The 18,972-nt window shown below is 48.5% G+C and carries 12 protein-coding genes; 4 read left to right on the top strand and 8 right to left on the bottom strand.

Features of this window, described 5'->3' with window-relative positions; translation table 11 throughout:
- Positions 1 to 283: 283 nt before the first annotated feature.
- On the top strand, positions 284 to 2,482 hold the full coding sequence (cphA, locus tag QN379_RS11125) for a cyanophycin synthetase (RefSeq protein WP_322239612.1): 2,199 nt from the start codon (positions 284 to 286) through the stop codon (positions 2,480 to 2,482).
- Between the two features lie 191 nt (positions 2,483 to 2,673).
- Entirely contained in the window at positions 2,674 to 5,244 is a 2,571-nt protein-coding gene (gene cphA / locus QN379_RS11120) for a cyanophycin synthetase (RefSeq protein ID WP_322239614.1), read from the top strand.
- A 203-nt stretch (positions 5,245 to 5,447) separates the two neighbouring features.
- Here cphA (QN379_RS11120) and def read toward each other — a convergent pair whose 3' ends face one another.
- Positions 5,448 to 5,984: a peptide deformylase gene (gene def, locus QN379_RS11115; protein WP_323506672.1), complete on the bottom strand. Its 537-nt coding sequence runs from the start codon at positions 5,982 to 5,984 to the stop codon at positions 5,448 to 5,450.
- A gap of 361 nt (positions 5,985 to 6,345) precedes the next feature.
- Here def and QN379_RS11110 point away from each other — a divergent pair, with 361 nt between their 5' ends.
- Both QN379_RS11110 and QN379_RS11105 read left to right on the top strand, forming a co-directional pair.
- On the top strand, positions 6,346 to 7,449 hold the full coding sequence (locus tag QN379_RS11110) for a hypothetical protein (RefSeq protein ID WP_323506671.1): 1,104 nt from the start codon (positions 6,346 to 6,348) through the stop codon (positions 7,447 to 7,449).
- A 238-nt stretch (positions 7,450 to 7,687) separates the two neighbouring features.
- The gene (locus QN379_RS11105; RefSeq protein ID WP_322239620.1) at positions 7,688 to 8,035 is read left to right on the top strand and encodes a hypothetical protein; all 348 of its coding nucleotides are present in this window, start codon (positions 7,688 to 7,690) and stop codon (positions 8,033 to 8,035) included.
- Between the two features lie 705 nt (positions 8,036 to 8,740).
- On the opposite strand, the gene galU is transcribed toward QN379_RS11105, so the two are convergent.
- From galU to QN379_RS11070, 7 genes are all read right to left on the bottom strand, one after another.
- Positions 8,741 to 9,616, bottom strand: coding sequence for a UTP--glucose-1-phosphate uridylyltransferase GalU (gene galU, locus QN379_RS11100; protein ID WP_322239622.1), 876 nt, complete (start codon positions 9,614 to 9,616; stop codon positions 8,741 to 8,743).
- 311 nt (positions 9,617 to 9,927) lie between these two features.
- A complete protein-coding gene (gene ligA / locus QN379_RS11095; protein WP_322239624.1) occupies positions 9,928 to 12,126 on the bottom strand; it encodes an NAD-dependent DNA ligase LigA in 2,199 nt (732 codons plus the stop codon).
- Positions 12,127 to 12,516: 390 nt separating this feature from the next.
- Complete coding sequence (locus QN379_RS11090) at positions 12,517 to 14,085, bottom strand: FGGY-family carbohydrate kinase (RefSeq protein ID WP_322239626.1); 1,569 nt, start codon at positions 14,083 to 14,085, stop codon at positions 12,517 to 12,519.
- Positions 14,086 to 14,105: 20 nt separating this feature from the next.
- The gene (locus tag QN379_RS11085) at positions 14,106 to 15,233 is read right to left on the bottom strand and encodes an alcohol dehydrogenase catalytic domain-containing protein (RefSeq protein WP_322239628.1); all 1,128 of its coding nucleotides are present in this window, start codon (positions 15,231 to 15,233) and stop codon (positions 14,106 to 14,108) included.
- Between the two features lie 54 nt (positions 15,234 to 15,287).
- Positions 15,288 to 16,283, bottom strand: a complete 996-nt coding sequence (locus QN379_RS11080; RefSeq protein ID WP_322239630.1) for an ABC transporter permease — start codon at positions 16,281 to 16,283, stop codon at positions 15,288 to 15,290.
- Positions 16,261 to 17,760 carry a sugar ABC transporter ATP-binding protein gene (locus tag QN379_RS11075; protein ID WP_323506670.1) on the bottom strand — a complete coding sequence of 500 codons (1,500 nt, stop codon included), beginning with the start codon at positions 17,758 to 17,760 and terminating at the stop codon, positions 16,261 to 16,263. Before QN379_RS11075 ends, QN379_RS11080 begins: the two co-directional genes overlap by 23 nt.
- Before the next feature lie 67 nt (positions 17,761 to 17,827).
- Positions 17,828 to 18,715 carry an ABC transporter substrate-binding protein gene (locus QN379_RS11070; RefSeq protein ID WP_322239634.1) on the bottom strand — a complete coding sequence of 296 codons (888 nt, stop codon included), beginning with the start codon at positions 18,713 to 18,715 and terminating at the stop codon, positions 17,828 to 17,830.
- Positions 18,716 to 18,972 lie beyond the last annotated feature (257 nt).

The raw sequence follows: 18,972 nt of genomic DNA, 5'->3' as shown, positions 1-18,972 counted from the left end.
CCTTAGTAGGATGAAATGGAATGAGTGGAATGTTGCTTATTCGCTTTTGATAAGCAACAATAACGTCACATTTTGTGTGATGTTTGATGCAATGAATCAATTACGGTGGCATATCATTTAATAGACAACTATTATTCTGCCGTATTTTAAGGGTTTTCATAAGCTGATTGCGATCAATAGACATTATTTATTTTTTATTTTGTGTAAACCATTTAACACTTAAAGCGTTAAAACCAATTGGGTATTTCTGCAGCGTGCGATCCCATGGCCTTCCTAGATACTCATGAAAAACATAGAATTTCTCCGAATTACGTCCCTACGCGGACCAAATATATGGACGTATCGTTCAGCGCTAGAAGCTTGGATCGATATCGGAGAACTGGAAGATTGCCCTTCCAACGTCATTCCAGGCTTTAACCAGCGTCTGACAAGCTGGTTACCGTCGTTGATCGAACATCGTTGCAGCTACGGCGAACGTGGTGGTTTTGTGCAGCGCCTGACTGACGGCACCTGGCCCGGTCATATTTTGGAACATGTCACTTTAGAATTGCAAAATTTAGCCGGTTTACCGGGCGGTTTTGGCAAAGCGCGTGAAACATCCAAGCGCGGCGTTTATAAAGTGGTCGTCCGCGCACGTCACGAACAAGTCACTCGCGCCGCTCTATACGCCGCACGCGATCTTGTGATGGCAGCGATTGAAGATCGTCCATTTGACGTTTCCGCCCAGATCACCATCTTACGAGAAATGGTTGATTCGCTATGTCTTGGGCCAAGCACCGCCTGTATAGTTGATGCAGCCGATCAACGCCGCATTCCTTCGTTGCGACTGTCAACCGGCAATCTGGTACAGCTTGGTCATGGCGCGCGCCAAAGACGCATCTGGACCGCAGAGACGGATCAAACCAGCGCCATCGCAGAAAGTATTTCACGCGACAAAGATCTGACCAAAAGCTTGTTGCAAGCTTGCGGCGTGCCGATTCCGGAAGGACGCCTGGTCGACAGCGCCGAAGATGCATGGCTGGCCGCTGAAGATATCGGGTTGCCTGTCGTGGTCAAACCCACCGATGCTAACCACGGTCGTGGCGTTTTCATCGACTTAAATACCCGCGCCGAAGTCGAAACCGCCTACGCTGTTGCGCTGGAGGAAGGTAGCAGTGTCATCGTCGAGCGTTTTGTGCGAGGCAACGAACATCGCCTGCTGATTGTTGGCGGCAAGTTGGCCGCTGCCACACGCGGCGAACCGCTGTCAGTGACTGGTGACGGCAAATCAACTATCAGCGAACTAATCGACAGTCAGTTAAATAGCGATCCCCGACGCGGCGATTTGGAAGAGCATCCCCTTAATCCGATCATTTTGGATCAAGAACCTATCATCAGAATGGAGCTGGAACGTCAGGGTTATTCCTCCACCACGATTCCACCTGAAGATAAGCAAGTACTCATTCAGCGCACCGGTAACGTATCAATCGACGTCACTGCAAAAGTTCATCCTAGTGTCATCGCTGCGGCATCACTGGCAGCACGCATTATCGGTCTGGATATCGCTGGCGTCGATTTGGTGGCAGAAGATATATCCCAACCCCTGGAAAAACAACGCGGTGCGATTGTCGAAGTCAATGCTGGACCAGGGCTGTTGATGCATCTGAAGCCAGCCGAAGGCGAGCCGCAACCGGTCGGACAAGCCATCATTAATCACCTGTTCTCAGGTGAAGAAAATGGTCGCATTCCAATAGTTGGTGTCGCTGGTACGCATGGCAAAACTGTGGTTTCTCACTTGATCGCTCGTCTGCTGAATCTGAATGGACAGCATACCGGCCTGGCATGCAGCGATGGCCTTTACTTCAACAATCAACAAGTTGAGAAAAGTAATTGCGCGCATTGGACCGGCGCGCATCGGGTATTGCTTAATCGTGCGGTAGAAGCTGCCGTATTCGAAAATGGCGGCACGACTATATTAGCCGAAGGGTTGGCCTACGATCGTTGTCAAGTCGGTGTGGTGACTAACATCGCCGCAAATGACCAACTACCTGAATACTATATTGACGATGCAGAGCAAATGGCAAAGGTACTTCGGACCCAGGTCGATATTGTCCTGCCGACCGGCGTTGCCGTTCTGAACGCGGCAGACCGTTTAGTGGTTCCAATGGCAGAGTTGTGCGATGGCGAAGTTATTTTCTTTGGTATCGATCAAACGCTACCGGTGATCACCGAACATCTGGCCCAAGACAAACGCGCCGTATTCGTTCGTCAAGGACAAATCATACTGGCAAGCGGCAAGGATGAAATCATGTTGGCGCGTGTCGCTACCATCCCATTGACTGCCGACGGTCAACCGACCTTTCAGACAGAAAATGTATTGGCAGCAGTCGCAGCAACCTGGGCCCTTGGTATTTCGGTGGATTTGATTCGTGCGTGCATCGAGACCTTTAATATGGAACAAGTTGTGCCACATGCCAAATCACGAAAAAAACAATTGGCGTAATCAATTCACCAGCACACGTAAATATGTTGTGTAAGAAATATAAGAGCATGATGTGATGTTGCGGTGATTGATTTGGCATTGCCCTTAAACCAAGACATTTTATGTTTGGATTGCCAGGATTTACATTTGGCAACCCACATTAGTACCCATTAAAATTGGTCTAACAGACCAAAAAATCAGGAAACTTGTTAATGGACGTATCACGTATCCGAATTCTACGCGGCCCAAATTTATGGAGCCGCCACACAGCGATTGAAGCAATCGTGTCTTGCGCTGAAGCAGAGCGATCGATTGCCGGAATGGTCGGTTTCGAGACTCGGCTGCGCGCTCGCTTCCCCCATATCGGGTTCCTTGAATCGACTGGCAGCGACGACAAGATTTCAATGGCACACGCGCTGGAAAGTGCCGCGCTTGGTCTGCAATCGCAAGCCGGTTGCCCTGTCACGTTCAGTCGGACCGTTCAAGCCTTGGAATCCGGTGTTTATCAAGTTATCGTTGAATACACCGAAGAAGCAGTCGGCAAACTCGCTTTTGAATTAGCCCAAGCTTTATGCAATGCCGCCGCCAACAATCAGCCATTCGACTTGGCCGATGCATTGGCCCGTTTGCGAGACCTCGACGAGGACGTGCGTTTGGGGCCAAGTACCGGTTCGATCGTTGAAGCTGCGATAGCCCGAGGTGTACCATTCCGTCGCCTCACCGATGGTAGCATGGTGCAATTTGGCTGGGGTAGCCGCCAACGTCGTATTCAGGCAGCAGAAACCAGCGCTACTAGCGCGATTGCAGAATCGATCGCGCAGGACAAAGAACTCACCAAGATGCTGCTTAACGCGGCGGGTGTTCCTGTCCCGCAAGGCCGCGTTGTTTCAAACGCTGCCGATGCATGGGACGTTGCGCAAGAAATCGCCAGCCCGGTTGTGGTCAAGCCACGCGACGGTAATCAGGGAAAAGGCGTCGCCGTCAATATCAACACGCGCGAGCAGGTCTTCGCTGCCTTCGATGTCGCCGCAAAAATCTGTTCGGATGTCATCGTTGAGCGCTATCTGCCAGGACACGACTTTCGCTTACTCGTGGTCGGCAAAGAAATGGTTGCTGCCGCCAGACGCGATCCGCCGCTCGTTATAGGCGATGGGGTCCACACTGTTCGTGAACTGGTCGACAAAGTTAACAGCGATCCCTTGCGCGGTGACGGTCATGCGACGCCCCTCACCAAAATTCGCTTCGACACCATCGCTTTGGCAACACTAGCCAAGCAAAATTACCAGGCTGATACTATCCCGCCAACAGGCGTGCGTGTAGTTTTACGCAACAACGCCAATCTGAGCACTGGCGGCACCGCCACCGACGTTACCAATGACGTCCATCCACAAATGGCTGCGCGCGCGGTCGCCGCAGCGCAAATGGTAGGGTTGGATATTTGTGGTGTTGATGTCGTCTGTAACAGCGTCCACAAGCCACTGGAAGATCAAGAAGGCGGCATCGTTGAAGTAAATGCTGCACCAGGCCTGCGCATGCACATCAGCCCTTCCTACGGCAAAGGCCGCGCGGTCGGCAAGGCCATTATCGCAACCATGTTCAGCGCCCATGACGATGGTCGTATTCCATTAGTCGCAGTTGCCGGAACTAACGGCAAAACCACCACCGTGCGCCTTATCGCTCACCTGCTAAGTTGCAAAGGCCTGCGTGTCGGCATGACCAACTCAGATGGCGTGTATATCGAAAAGCAGCGCATTGATACCGGCGATTGCAGCGGTCCGCGTAGCGCTCGCAACGTCCTGATGCACCCTGACGTCGATGCAGCGGTATTCGAAACCGCCCGCGGTGGCGTCTTACGTGAGGGCCTTGGCTTTGATCGCTGTAACGTCGCCGTTATTACCAATATCGGCATGGGCGATCATCTTGGCCTGAGTTTTATCAGCACAGTGGAAGACCTTGCCGTAGTCAAACGCGTGATTGTTGAAAACGTCGCCCCTAACGGTGTTGCAGTATTAAATGCCGGTGATCCGATGGTCACTAACATGGCGAAAGTGTGCCCAGGTTCCGTCACCTTTTTTGCCCATGATAATAGCAACCCGGTGATGACGACGCATCGCGCACAAGGTAATCGCGTGGTCTATCTGGATGGTACAGATATCGTCGCGGCCCAAGGTACTAACGAAGTGCGCCTGCCATTGGCTGAGATTCCATTAACCCGCAACGGTGCTATTCGTTTTCAGATCGAAAATGTGATGGCAGCAACCGCAGCAGCGTGGGCTTTAAAACTCGATTGGGAAATCATTCGGACCGGACTGCGCACATTTATCAATGATCCAGCTACCGTACCAGGCCGTTTCAATGTATTCGACTATCGCGGTGCAACGGTGATCGCTGACTACGGTCACAATCCGGATGCGATTGTCGCGCTGGTTCAGGCGGTTGAAAACATGCCCGCGAAACGCCGTTCTGTTGTCATTAGCGGTGCAGGTGATCGTCGTGATGAGGATATCCGCCAGCAAACCCAATTGCTGGGTGACGCTTTCGATGAAGTCATCCTTTATCAAGATCAGTGTCAACGTGGGCGCGCCGATGGTGAAGTATTGGCGCTGCTGCGAGATGGCTTAAAAAATGCGCGCCGTACCACCGCCACCCAAGAAATTAATGGTGAATTCATTGCTATCGACACTGCACTGTCAACATTAGGTGAAGGTGACTTATGCCTGATTCTCGTAGATCAGGTCGAGGAAGCGCTGGAACATATTGCAAAGCGAATTGCCGAGGGATAGATACTGACATCCTCGACTGATAAAAAAACGGGCTAACCTTATCGAAAGGTTAGCCCGTTTTTTTAGTGCTTAAACTTGTTAAGTAATGATAACTTCATCATTTCAAACAACCCTTTAATACATAACAATGATGCTTATGACGTGATTATCAACTTAAATTGGCCATGATCCTACAAAATGACATCTTGTACGTCAGAGTTTCGTCAGTCGTCATCATCCGGATCTAACTCTGGAAACAACACAGAAGTATAGCCAAAAAGTGCTAAATCCTTGATCCGCATTGGATACAAAACGCCATCTAAATGATCACACTCGTGCTGAACAACCCGCGCATGAAATGCATCAACCGTGCGACTAATCGGGGCACCGTACTGATCGACACCTTCGTAATGCAAATTAGTCCAACGCGGCACCACGCCGCGCATCCCTGGCACTGACAAGCAACCTTCCCAGGCGTCATCGGTGATATCTGACAAGGGCCGCAACACCGGGTTGATCAACACTGTCTCGGGTACTGGCTCAGCCTCAGGATAGCGGACACTATTTTTAAAACCAAAAATAACGATGCGTAAGTTGACGCCGATTTGCGGTGCGGCCAAACCAGCACCATTTGCCGCATGCATGGTGTCAAACATATCGGCGATCAGCGCTTCTAGCTCGGAGGTATTAAAGTCGGTGACCGGTTCTGCTTTCAACAGCAGACGCGGATCACCCATTTTTAGAATTTCACGAACGCTCATAGAATCAATCGAGAAGCAGAGTATTGGAAGGACCTTATTTTAACCTCAGTTCAGTGAGATTCGAAAGTAATGAAATATTCCTTTGAAACTACATTCTCGGTTTACAGCACGATTGGTTTGCAGCACAGCCGAGCATACCTTCAGCTTCACCTTCCCAATACCGTCCTGCTATCGGTTTTGGAAGCGTGATGTCAATTTATGTTTTCTTCGTATTAATGTTCCGATAAATTTTTCAACTTCCGTATCTAAGTCGTTTCCCTAAGCACTGCGCGTGCGCTCGTAATTTTGCACTAAATTCTTGTATCTTGCGTTTTGGCAGCTATCTGGGAACGACTTTTTTAATATTTTTTATCGGATCAATATGCATCGCAATATAAGTAGTAAATTTTCTCAATTTCCGGGTTCTTTTCTCTTTCGAATTCTTACAATTTTTTGCCTGTCTGCGACACTGCATGCGGCGCCGCTCAATCCGCCGAAAACTGATAAACCTTTTGAATTTTCCCTATCCGGATTTTCTAAAGATATTCCTGAACCTTACACGCTCTATCGCGATGGGCAATTCGTTAAACATGGACTTACCGATAAAGCGGGAAAGGGTTACATTAAAAATTATATTAAAACGAGTTGTTACGTCATTCTATTGAGCAATGACCAACGTCTAAAAGTGAATCCAAAGGGAAAAGAGTGCAACGAATATAAATTACCGATCGATATTGAAGATGATGCTGCGACAAAAGCAAAAAAAGAAACAGATAAATTACGCGAAGAAGAAATGCAGAACGATTATAAGAAGCAAGCTGCTGCCAACGATGATGAGCTAGCCTGGTTAGGAAAATTACCACCTATCTGGTCAAGTGAGGTTTTTGAAGAGCGAACTTCAAAATTATTTGAAAAAATGGGCATTGATATGGATGTCGGCACCATTGATCTGAATCAGTTCGCATGCAAAAATCCCGCTCAGATTGGCGACATTCCTGACATGGACGCGGTGAACGAGTTTTTGGAAGCAACTATTGCAACACTCTCAGATCCACATTCTAAGAAGGGAAAATATTATGCAAAAAATATTAATACCATCTGGAGGAATCTAGTATCAGCTGCGGCAAAAGGGAATTGGTTGGCACGCGTACAAATTTATCGACTATTAGGTAGAAAGCACCACGATAAAATGAGCTACCTTGAACGGTATCGTCTATTGCAGGTAACGGAATGGTTGCAAGAGAAAAAAATTGGCTCACTTTATGGTTTATTCGGGGTTGCTCTGGAAGCGACTGGATTCTCGGACAATGGTTTTTTGGATCGATTCTCTGCAATGAAAGGTAGCTACGGATCGCAATACGTATTAGGTACTTCGCTGCTTAGTGACCCAGATCCTAAGCTGCAAGAAACAGGAAAAAGGATGATAAATTGTGCCCGCTCTGCCCTACCTGCATTTGCAAAGCTATATAAGCCTGCGCCCAAATAGGGTTGGACTTTTGGGCATTGATCACCGACTCGCACAGCGCAACGTGGCTCAGTCGGATGACGCCGATGTAAGCCTAATTGCATTCACATAAATTCTGCCTAATCTCAAAAAAAATATGACCATAAAAGCATACCAGCACACTCGAAGCTTATGGAAGGGGGCTCTCATATCACCGTTGATAGTTCCCTTGTGTATGTGCATTTACCTCGTGGCCTTCTTTATAGGATGTACAGATGAAGTGTCTATTGCAGTCTTCTATGATTTGCGGCTAGCGCTATTTGCTATCATGTGCATTGGCGGCTTTTTCACTTACTCCATCACCTTTGTATTGGTTGTGCCGATGGCTCTATGGCTGCGGCGAAAACAGGCCCTATCGTCAGTGCGCCTGTGCATCTGGTGCGCTGCGCTCGGGCCTGTGACATTGTTCCTTTATGCACGACTACTAAACGGATCTTCTGCAGAAATTAACTATGAAGAAGTCCTTTTCGGTATTGGGTTCGGTCTGTGCTCGGGTATTGTTTTTTGTGCGGCTTCGGGCGTGAGGCTGCTGGCCCGCCATTCTCAAAAAAATCAAGACGCAGCATGAATTACCCCGGTCAGCGGTGCATGGCGCGCCAACTGCGACGTGTCACACCCGCACGTGAACTTTGTTCACGCACATCGCGATCGCATCCGCTATTTTGAGGAAGACAAACCATTGTGGTGGGGCTTCATGCATGAGTAAAAGGAAAATGATCCGCGCCTGGTTTAGACCCTGTTGAAGACCAAACCTGCTTGGGTAGAAGCCGGGACGTTGCACCAGAAAACTGATCCTTTGGTGTGGGATTACCTGTTTAGTCCCGTTTGATATAACCGCGTTTTAAAAACAGATTCGGTTTTTTCCTGCTGCCATTTTTTGAGGGCTTAAATCGGGGTTTTTCCATCAATCGCCGGTTGCGGGATATGGTGGATGGTAGAACCCATGCAGTTTATCTCCCCATGAGAGCAGTGTCCGGTTCAAGATTATTGCACCGAAAACTGCTAATCAGGGCATCTAAGCGCGCCTTTGCTCTGAAGTAAGGCCAACTACGAATCGGGATATGATTGCACGGTACTAAACAGCTAGTCTGTAACACAGCCACTTGTTTTTTCCACGCATCTGATCGGAAATATCTTAAAGAAAGTTTTTTTCATGAGATTTTTTTTGAAACCCTCACGGCAGTCCACGCTGACCTGCTCCGCATTATGTAGAGAAGCGCTTGTGAGAATCACAGGCGCAATACTTCAGGGTTTAGAAGGTGCCGAAGGAAATTTACTGAAATTGTTTCAGATATTCAGCGAACTCAGGACCGGTTTCATGGTGCTTGAGGCCCATTGCCAACGTTGCTTTCAGATAGCCTAATTTCGAACCACAATCGTAGCGCTGACCAGCGTAGCGGTATGCTAATACCTTTTCTTTTTCCATCAATGCCGCAATACCATCGGTTAATTGAATTTCACCGCCAGCGCCCTTACCCGTCGCTTCCAGACAGTCGAAAATACCATTCGTCAGTACGTATCTTCCGACGACCGCCAATGTAGACGGTGCATCCGCAGGAAGTGGCTTTTCAACGATACTATTTACGCGTTCCAAATTTGGTTTAAAAGAGTCAATACTGACGATCCCGTATTGTTTAGTGTCCGCGCGCGGCACATCCTGCACTGCCAATACGCTACTACCCTCTTGCTCAAACACGTCGGTCATTTGCGCTAATACCGAGCGCTGGCCCGCGTCGACATCCATAAAGTCATCTGCCAACAATACCGCAAACGGTTCATCACCAATGACAGGGCGTGCGCACAGTACCGCGTGCCCAAGACCCAACGGTGCCGATTGACGGATAAAAATACAATTTACGTGCTTAGGAATAACATTACGCACCAGATCCAGCAGCCTGATTTTTCCGGCTGCTTCCAATTCACTTTCAAGTTCATACACGGTATCGAAGTGATCTTCAATCGCTCGTTTGTTCCGACCGGTAATAAATACCATATCAGTAATACCCGCAGCGACAGCCTCCTCAACAGCGTACTGAATTAAAGGTTTATCGACAATCGGAAGCATTTCTTTCGGCTGCGCTTTGGTGGCTGGCAAAAAACGGCTACCCAACCCGGCTACCGGGAATACTGCTTTTCTAATTTTTGTCATGATCGCTTTCTAAAAGAGTGCGTAAATCAATTTATGCGGAGGCTGTTCGATGAAGTCTTCCGCGTTACTAAGCTTGGACAAAGCTTGCCCTGTATCAGCGTGCCTTAAACCCTTGACGACGAAACTGGCCATTCTCGCTAGTGTCCAGCTCCTCTGAACGCGTTCAGCTAGGATTGCTTTTCAGAATAAATTTCTATTTAACTAAGAATTTGACTTGGTTTTCGCCGGGAGGTTCGCAAAACAATCTATCCCATTGATCAAAGACTGTAGCCCAGTGCCTTGATTATGCGTCAATTATTGTCTGTATAACATTAAAAAAGAGGAGTTTGAATGTTAATTAGTTCCAGCCATTGCACCTCGGTCAGTATCGTCAGATTAAGTTCACGCGCTTTCTTTTCTTTTGAACCCGCGCTTGCACCGACAATTACAAAGTCGGTTTTTTTAGATACCGATCCTGCGACATTGGCGCCCAATGCTTCTGCTTGGGCTTTCGCTTCGTTACGACTCATCGTGTCCAGATTTCCTGTAAAAACAACTGTTTTTCCAGAAACGGCAGAAAGCGCGGAAGGGCGCTCGAAATCTATAACAGTAACAAGTGGCTCTGCGGATGCTTGATTGCCGGTCAGCGCGTCAAGCACCTCACTGTTATGCGGTTCAGCAATAAAACCAAGGATGTCATTCACCATACTTTCTCCCAACCCATTGATTGAGAGTAAGTTGGCGTAGGCTTCCGAATCGGGATTTTGCGCAGCATCCATAGATTTGCGCCACTCATCCAGTGACAAATAATGTTTAGCAAGCAGGCGAGCGGTGGCCTGTCCCACCTGATGTATTCCCAAGCCGTATATAAATCGATCCAGAGAAATGACTTTAGCGCGCTGGATTGCAGCAAACAATTTCGCCGCAGATGTATCACCCCAACCTTCCCACAAACGTAGCGGCGGTAGCGAGCGGCCATCTTTGTCGCTCTTGCCATCCCGATCTTCCAAAGTGAAGATATCAACTGGCGTTTTAATCAGCCCTCGTTCATAAAAAAGTGCAATATTCTTCTCGCCCAAGCCCTCGATATCAAATGCATCCCGAGATGCGAAGTGCTTCAAACGCTCAATTACTTGCGCGGCACACACTAATCCACCAGTGCAAAAACTCCCTGCATCACCGTCCTCTCTCACCACCAGGCTATCGCACACAGGGCAATGCGTCGGAAAAATATAGGGAATGCTGCTTTCGGGACGTGCGTCTTGCACCACGCCAATGATCTGGGGAATTACATCACCCGCGCGTTGAATAATCACCGTATCACCGACACGTACATCTTTACGTTGAATCTCATCTGCGTTATGCAAGGTTGCTCTCTGCACGAGGACGCCACCAACACTAATGGGTGCCAAATGGGCAACTGGTGTGATTTTTCCTGAGCGCCCAACCTGGCACTCAATTGCATTGATTACCGTTTGCGCACGTTCCGGAGCAAATTTCCAAGCAGTTGCCCATCGTGGCGATCTGCTGACGAAACCAAGCCTGTTTTGCCAATCAAGGCGATTAACCTTGAGAACAATCCCGTCAATTGAAAATCCAAGCGATGAGCGCTTGCGTTCAATATCTTCATAGTAAGTGACAAGCGCACTCAGTGAGGTTTCAGTCACCTCCACCAGACGGCTTGGTTCGTTCAGCGCAAAGCCCCAGGTTTTAAACTTGGCGCGCGCTTCCCATTGCGTGCCAGCGAAAGCTTCTGAAATTTCACCCCAAGTGTAGGCGTAGAAACGCAGCGGTCGCTTGGCGGCGATGCTTGCGTCTAGCTGACGCATACTCCCGGCGGCGGCATTGCGTGGATTCGCAAAGATTTTTCCACCGACCACTTCTTGTTCAGCGTTAAGTTTTAGGAAACCATCATCGGTCATGTAGACTTCGCCGCGGACCTCCAAAATTGCAGGCCAACCATCACCATGTAACTTCTTTGGTATATCGCTAATGGTCTTGACGTTGGCGGTAATATCTTCGCCCACGCCACCACTTCCCCGCGTGGCCCCAGAAACCAGTATTCCGTTCTCGTAACGTAATGAACAAGACAAACCATCAATCTTTGGCTCACAATCGATCTCAACGATAACGTCTGAGTCTTTGAGTTCGCGGAGAAAATTTCGAACTCCGTCGAGCCAGCCTTGTATATCGTCTTCGACAAAGGCATTATCCAACGACAACATCGGTACACGATGGATGACTTTCTTAAATCCTTTAGCTGGCTCAGCCCCTACTTTTTGCGACGGACTATCAGAGCGTATCAACTCGGGAAAGCGGGCTTCAATGGCGTTATTACGCTGCCGCAACGCGTCATATTCAGCGTCACTTACTTCCGGCGCATCTTCTGCATGATAGAGATTATCGTGATGAGCAAGCAGATCCGCGAGCTCGGTAAGCTCAGACGCAGCTTCCTGTGCTTCCAACTGCTGCACCGGTGTATCAAAGTTTGAAGTACGACTTAACGTACGATTTTGTGCTAATTTTGTCATTGTGTCCGTCCCGAGCGCCAGAAATCCTGTATTAAATATTGCATACTTTGTTATGGCCGTTGCTCTATTTCTAATACCTTTAAGTATACAGGCGAGCGCAACAAAAAGCTTTTGCAATACGAGATAACTAGGGACGTGGCCAACTATGACGTTGGTGTCGATCTTACGCAACATGACCTTGATAGTGCAGAGGCGCTAATAACGGAAAGATGAAGAGTAGGATTTCTTATTATTATTTTTTGTAGTTTTTGATTATTGCATTCAAGTGCAGCTGGGATTGGGCTTTTTATGCACTACTGGTGCAACTAACGGTCCCACGATTTTTTTGGGCGCACATGAGAATCTGCTGATTTCTTTGCTTACCGCAGATTCAAGTATTTTAGTTTCACCTTATACGCACGTGTCCCCGTCAAACCCGCCCGCATAATCGCTCTGAAGTCTGTGCATTATCGGTTTCAATGCGGGATAAAGGTCAACATAAAGCGCATATGCCTTGCGATAAATCTGACTATCCGTTGGATTAGGTATAGTTCGGGAAACCAGCGTCACCCAACCTTTTTCCGCCGTTTGGTTATCCACCAATCCAACACCAACAGCCGCAAGCAGCGCCGCTCCCAAAGCAGCTTCTACATTCTGTTCAATGGTGTAGACGGGATAACCAGTAACGTCGGCAATGATTTGCATCCATAAATCTGAATGCGCAGCGCCGCCGACCACAATCAGTTTGGCATCGAGAGACTGTGCTCCTTTTGCACCTGCCTCAATATTATGTTTGAGGGCGAAACTGACGCCCTCCAATACGGCCCGATAAAGATGTGCTCGTGTATGAAACAGGCTTAGACCGACGAAAGCACCACTGGCCTTTGCATCCCAGATTGGGCTGCGCTCTCCCATCAAGTAAGGCAAAAATAGGATTCCGTCCGATCCCGCAGGAATCTGTTTCGTCTTTTCTTCCAGAATTTGATGGACATCGCCAGCCTCCACATACTTTGCCGCCTCAATCTCCGTCTGACAAAATGTATCCCGAAACCAACTTACGGAAGCGCCAGCCGTAATTGCACCACCAAAGATATAAAGATCTTTTTGGCTGTTGTGGACGTGCGGCATGCTAATCAGGCCGTGACGCGCATCGACTTGCTGATTAATATAGCCCCAACACATACTGGTGCCGATCATGGCCACATGATTTCCTGCCCGAGTCACGCCCGCTGCAAAGGTCGCAACAGCTGCGTCAACACCGCCCGCCACAACTGGTGTGCCGGCGGCAAGCCCAAGACACGCAGCCAGTTCAGACCGCAATCCACCCACCACATCGCTGGAATCGACCAGACGCGGCGGCATCATTGCAAGAGGAATACCGAATTCAGCCAGCAGTTCTTTCGACCAGGCGCGTGCTCGCACATCATAGATACCGCCAATGTTCCCAGCCGAACTATGATCAATCGCCACTTCTCCACATAGCAAGTAGTTAACATAGCTATTTGGCGGAAGAAACAAATGCGTCCGTTGCCACACATCCGGGCGATTATTCTTTATCCACAGCATCTTGGTAAAGCCATAGTAACTATCAACCGAATTGCCAGTGATATCGAATAGTCGCTCCTGATCGATTGTTTCCTTAATCCACTTAACTTCTTCATTGGCGCGTCGATCCATCCAGATAAGACACGGATGCAGTGGTTTCATCCACGCATCAACCGGGATGCCCGCACCGCCGTATAAACTACTGACGCAGACCGCTTTGATCTGTTCAGCGGGTAACCCACTTTTTTCTACTACCTGCTTGATGCACTCCATGACCGCCTCGCACCAGACCGAAGGCCATTGCTCGGCCCAAAGCGGTTTTGGCGTATCCAGTTGATAGCCCTTGGCGTGCTGAGCAATAATCCGACCAGCGCTATCAACCAGCAATGCCTTGGTACTTTGAGTACCTATATCGACGCCAATAACGTAATCCATGCGGTAATCCATGCGATGCCTTAGGTAGACGTTGGTTTGAGCAGCACTTTGATCGAATCAAGCGAATTAGCAAGAGCGAATGCTTTTTCCCACTCATCCAGTGAAAAAGTGTGTGTAACTATACCTTCGGAAGTGACCAGACCTCGGTCAAACAAATCAATGGCAACCGGATAACAATACGGTCCCAGATGCGCGCCACGGATATCAAGCTCTTTACGGTCGCCGATAATTGACCAGTCAGCGCTCGTTTCCTTCCCGAACACACTAAATTCTACAAAACGGCCCAATTTTCGAATTAGCTCAAGACCCTGAGTGACACCGGCCGGCACGCCTGTCGTTTCAATATACACGTCACAACCATAGCTATCGGTAAGCGAATCAATAATCACCTTTGCATCATCGTCAGACGGGTTAATAACCATATCCGCGCCCATTTGCAGCGCCGCATTCAAGCGTTCGGGAACTAAATCAATGACCACCAATTTTTTAGGCGTTTTTAAACGTGCAACCTGTACCATCATCAAACCGAGTGGACCGGCGCCAGCAATGACGACTACATCATCAAACTGAATGTCTGCACGATTGATAGTATGAATAGCGCATGCCATCGGCTCAATCAAAGCCGCATCTTCCAACGACAGACTGTCTGGAATCTGATGCACGATCGCAGTCGGTGGAATACGCATGTAATCTGCCATTCCACCGTCTGCGACATCACGCTGGAAGCCGAAAATATTGTGCACTTCGCACATCCAATATTTTCCTGATTTACAGTATCGGCATTTCTCGCAAGGCACAATCTGTTCGGCAATAATACGGTCGCCGATCCTAACACCAAAATGTTCCTCCCCGCCCTCCCCCGCTGCAACTACGTAACCGAAAAACTCATGGCCAGGAACGACGGGGGGCTTAACCCACGATGGCTGTCCCTCACCACCCCAGAACATGGCTGCGCCAGAGTGGCACTTGCAGTCACTGGCGCAAATACCACAGGCTGCAATCTTGATCACCAGCTCTTTGTAGCCGGCAATCGGTCGCCTGATTTTTTGCAGTCGGTAATCCTTCGGCCCGTGGCAGACCACTGCTTGCATAGTATTTTTAAAGAATGTCACTTTTTCTGATTCAGCTTGAATTTTAGTTTCCCCCATGATTAATTCCATAAAATAGTTAACTGTATGATTGCCCACAGAGGACAATCAGGCTTATTTGCTTGCGCTGCGACTAATGTAAATAGCGAGCAGAATAATGACGCCCTTTATAATATTCTGGAGGTAAGGAGATACTCCCATCATATTCAGGCCATTGTTGAGTACGCCGAGCATCAATGCGCCAACCAACGTGCCGAGAATGGATCCGCGGCCGCCATTGATTGCGGTTCCTCCCATTACGACTGCCGCAATCGCATCAAGTTCGAACGAGACGCCCGCGTTAGGCTGACCGCTCATTAGTCGCGATGTCAGCACCAATCCGGCAATTGCCGCAGTAAAGCCACTAATCGCGTAGACCATAAGTTTGTAACGAGGAACACGCACACCACTTAACCGCGTGGCCTCCTCATTGCCACCGATCGCGTAGATGTAGCGACCAATCGGCGTGTGGTCAAGTACGATATAGGCAATAACGAACACCATTAACATGATCAAAATGGGCGTCTGGATGCCGGCGACACTGCCCCGACCGAAAAATTCAAACCAGTCAGGTAAGCCGCCAATCGGATAGCCACCGGTATAAATCAACGCCAGTCCACGGGCAATGCCCATCGTGGCGAGAGTAACAATAATCGGCGGCATCTTGGCATAGGCGACAAAAAAGCCATTTGCCATTCCAAACAGAATCCCCGCCACCAGTCCGATGAGGATAGCAAACACTGCCGGTATGCCTGCCACCATAAGACCAGCAGTGATCGTTCCGGTAAGCGCCATAACAGCCCCGACAGACAAATCGATACCACCGCTTAAAATCACGCACGTCATGCCGACCGCTATGATCGCGTTAATAGAAACTTGCCGCGCGATATTGACAAGATTAGCAGCAGACAGAAAGTCGTCAGTCGTGGCGGTCACAACCAGACAAACGAGAAGCAGCCCTACAAACGGAAAAAAGGCAGGAGATTTTTTTAGTTGTTCCAGTAGCCCTGTAAATGAATACGCAGGTTTTTCTGAAAAATGACGTGCATTAATGTTTACCGGTGGTTGCATTGCGCATTACCTCACTCGAATTGATAGAATCCGCCGCTAGCACTTTGACGATTGATCCTTGTTTGAATACCGCCACTCGATTACACATACCGATTATTTCTGGTAACTCTGAAGAAATCATGATGATCGAATAGCCGTGTAGCGTTAACTCCCGCATCAGACTATAAATTTCGGCCTTTGCCCCAACGTCAATGCCGCGTGTCGGCTCATCAAAAATAAGAATCTTGCAATGATGATTAAGCCAGCGAGCGATGATCACCTTCTGCTGGTTACCTCCGCTCAAGGTTGATACCAAAGCGTTCAAACTGGATGTTTTAACACCGACTTTGTCGATCATTAACTGGCTCGCGCAGCGCTCAGCAGTCCTATCGATCAAACAACCCTGACCCACGTATTTGCCTAAATTGTTGATAGATATATTGTCTTTAATACTGAAATCGATAATCAGGCCTTCGGATTTTCTACTCTCAGGCAAAAGACCGATACCACTTTCCAGAGCCTCGGCAGGGTCGCGCAAGGCAGCTAACACACCATTCACGTACACCGTCTTATGCGCGGTGGGATCGGCACCGATGACCGCACGCGCCAGTTCGGTGCGACCCGAACCGACCAGACCCGCAAAACCGAGAATTTCACCTTCGTAAAGGGTGAAGCTATTACTCGGCCCATCCTTATCGATGCGTACGTCCGTTGCCTCCAGCACCACGCGTTCAGAATACCGATGTACTGGCTTGGGCGGGAAGTTACTTTCTAGTTTCCGGCCTACCATCATCTCCACCAAACTATCGACATTGGAAGCTAACGTATCGACCATCCCCACGTATTTTCCATCGCGTAAAACAGTGATCCGATCACACACTTCAAATATTTCGTCCATGTGATGCGAGATAAAAATCATCGCCACGCCATCTTCTTTAAGATCACGCATAACGCTAAAAAGATGCTCTGCTTCCATGGGTGTGAGCGTCGCTGTGGGTTCGTCCAAAATAAGAATTTTGGCGTTTAATGCCAATGCTTTAGCTATCTCGACGAACTGCTGTTGGGCGATACTGAGTTTGCTAATACCGACAGAAAGGTTGATATTAATTTTCAGCTTATTAAATATCTGCTGCGCCTTTTGACGCATGCTTGCCTTTGATAGCAAACCAAACCCGTTCGTCAGCTCGCGCCCCAAAAAAATATTCTCCACGGCATTCAGATACGGCACCAAGCTGAATTCCTGAAAAATAATGGCGATGCCAGCACGGATTGCATCGTTATAACTATAAAAATTTTGTAGATTGCCATTCACAAAAATTTGACCATTATCAGGACGATAAATCCCACTGAGGACTTTCATCAAAGTTGACTTGCCGGCGCCGTTTTCGCCCAATAGGGCATGAATTTCTCCCTTATTAACAGACAAATTAATATCGGACAACGCCTTCACACCAGGAAAACTTTTTGAAACATTTTCCAATTTCAAAATCGTGTTCATTGTCGCCTCGCACAATCGATCAAAAATCAGAGCGCACTCTCACCATGACGTCGTGAGAGTGCGACGACTACCAACGGAATGTGTTAGCAGCGGCCTTATCCACCAACTTGACGTCAACCGGCACAGTGGGCGGCACGTTTGCTCCCCATTTTTTTGCTAATGCAATCGCGAGGGCCAGCCGTATCTGGTCGCGTGGATATTGCGCTGCGGTTGCAATAAATCGGGAGTTATTTTTTTGGATTGCCGCAATCGCTTCTGGTGCACCGTCCACGCTCACCAGCTTGACATCTTTGCCACTAGCTTCAATGGCCGATAGCGCGCCCATCGACCCAGTGTCATTAACGCTAAACATACCTTTTAGTGCGTGATTTGCTTGCAGGATGTTTTCAGTGACGGTCAGCGCCTGATCCCGCTCCTGCTTACCGTTCTGGATGGTAACAATCTTAATTCCGGCAAACTTTGACAATGCCGCCTTACAACCTCGCACCCGATCAAGAATCGGGACCACAGGAATCCCATCAAGAATCGCCACATCTCCACTGCCATTAAGACTCTTGGCAAGATAAGTGCAGGCCATCTGACCGGCATCGAAATTTTTGGACCCGACAAAAGAATCCACCGGACCGTCCGCATGCGCATCCACCGCTACCGTCACCACCCCCGCGGCGTGTGCAGACTTAACGGCTGATTGAATACCTACCGAATCGGTTGGGTTAATCAACAAGATATCGACCTTCTTCTGAATCATATCCTCGACATCACTAATTTGCTTGGAGACATCATGTCGGGCATCGGTCACTATCACCGTGGCGCCAATGCTGGCCGCAGCATCCATCAATCCTTGCTTCATGGTGACGAAATACGGATTATTTAATTCTTGAAAAGACATCCCGATTTTTAACGGTGCAGCTGAAGTTGATGGTGAAAAGGTTATTGCACAAAGTATTACTGTCATGCATAGCGCTAAATTTTTTTTGCAAATCATAACGATCTCCTCTGTTTTTTTATTTAAATGATGCCAATGAAACGGCATGAAATTCTGGTTTATAAAAAACTTCCCGATAACCAGGAAATCATGACTTTACTGGTAGAGCAATTGCAGCCCTTCCTGTCGCATATGTTTAAGATAAAATTCATAAAAATGCACCCTCCTAAAAGTTGAAAAACACTTTCACTAACGTCCCAGGACGCATCTCTGACCTCACATAACTC

The sequence above is a fragment of the Glaciimonas sp. Gout2 genome, from assembly GCF_035018905.1.
Lineage (GTDB): Bacteria > Pseudomonadota > Gammaproteobacteria > Burkholderiales > Burkholderiaceae_D > Glaciimonas.
The sequence above is the reverse complement of the archived record's forward strand: the minus strand, read 5'-3'. Positions and strand labels throughout refer to the sequence as shown.

Bases quoted from the DNA above. Each gene is read 5' to 3' on its own strand.
- cphA (WP_322239612.1), top strand. From the start codon at position 284: ATGAAAAACATAGAATTTCTCCGAATTACGTCCCTACGCGGACCAAAT.
- cphA (WP_322239614.1), top strand. From the start codon at position 2,674: ATGGACGTATCACGTATCCGAATTCTACGCGGCCCAAATTTATGGAGC.
- def (WP_323506672.1), bottom strand. From the start codon at position 5,984: ATGAGCGTTCGTGAAATTCTAAAAATGGGTGATCCGCGTCTGCTGTTG.
- QN379_RS11110 (WP_323506671.1), top strand. From the start codon at position 6,346: ATGCATCGCAATATAAGTAGTAAATTTTCTCAATTTCCGGGTTCTTTT.
- galU (WP_322239622.1), bottom strand. From the start codon at position 9,616: ATGACAAAAATTAGAAAAGCAGTATTCCCGGTAGCCGGGTTGGGTAGC.
- ligA (WP_322239624.1), bottom strand. From the start codon at position 12,126: ATGACAAAATTAGCACAAAATCGTACGTTAAGTCGTACTTCAAACTTT.
- QN379_RS11090 (WP_322239626.1), bottom strand. From the start codon at position 14,085: ATGGATTACGTTATTGGCGTCGATATAGGTACTCAAAGTACCAAGGCA.
- QN379_RS11085 (WP_322239628.1), bottom strand. From the start codon at position 15,233: ATGGGGGAAACTAAAATTCAAGCTGAATCAGAAAAAGTGACATTCTTT.
- QN379_RS11080 (WP_322239630.1), bottom strand. From the start codon at position 16,283: ATGCAACCACCGGTAAACATTAATGCACGTCATTTTTCAGAAAAACCT.
- QN379_RS11075 (WP_323506670.1), bottom strand. From the start codon at position 17,760: ATGAACACGATTTTGAAATTGGAAAATGTTTCAAAAAGTTTTCCTGGT.
- QN379_RS11070 (WP_322239634.1), bottom strand. From the start codon at position 18,715: ATGACAGTAATACTTTGTGCAATAACCTTTTCACCATCAACTTCAGCT.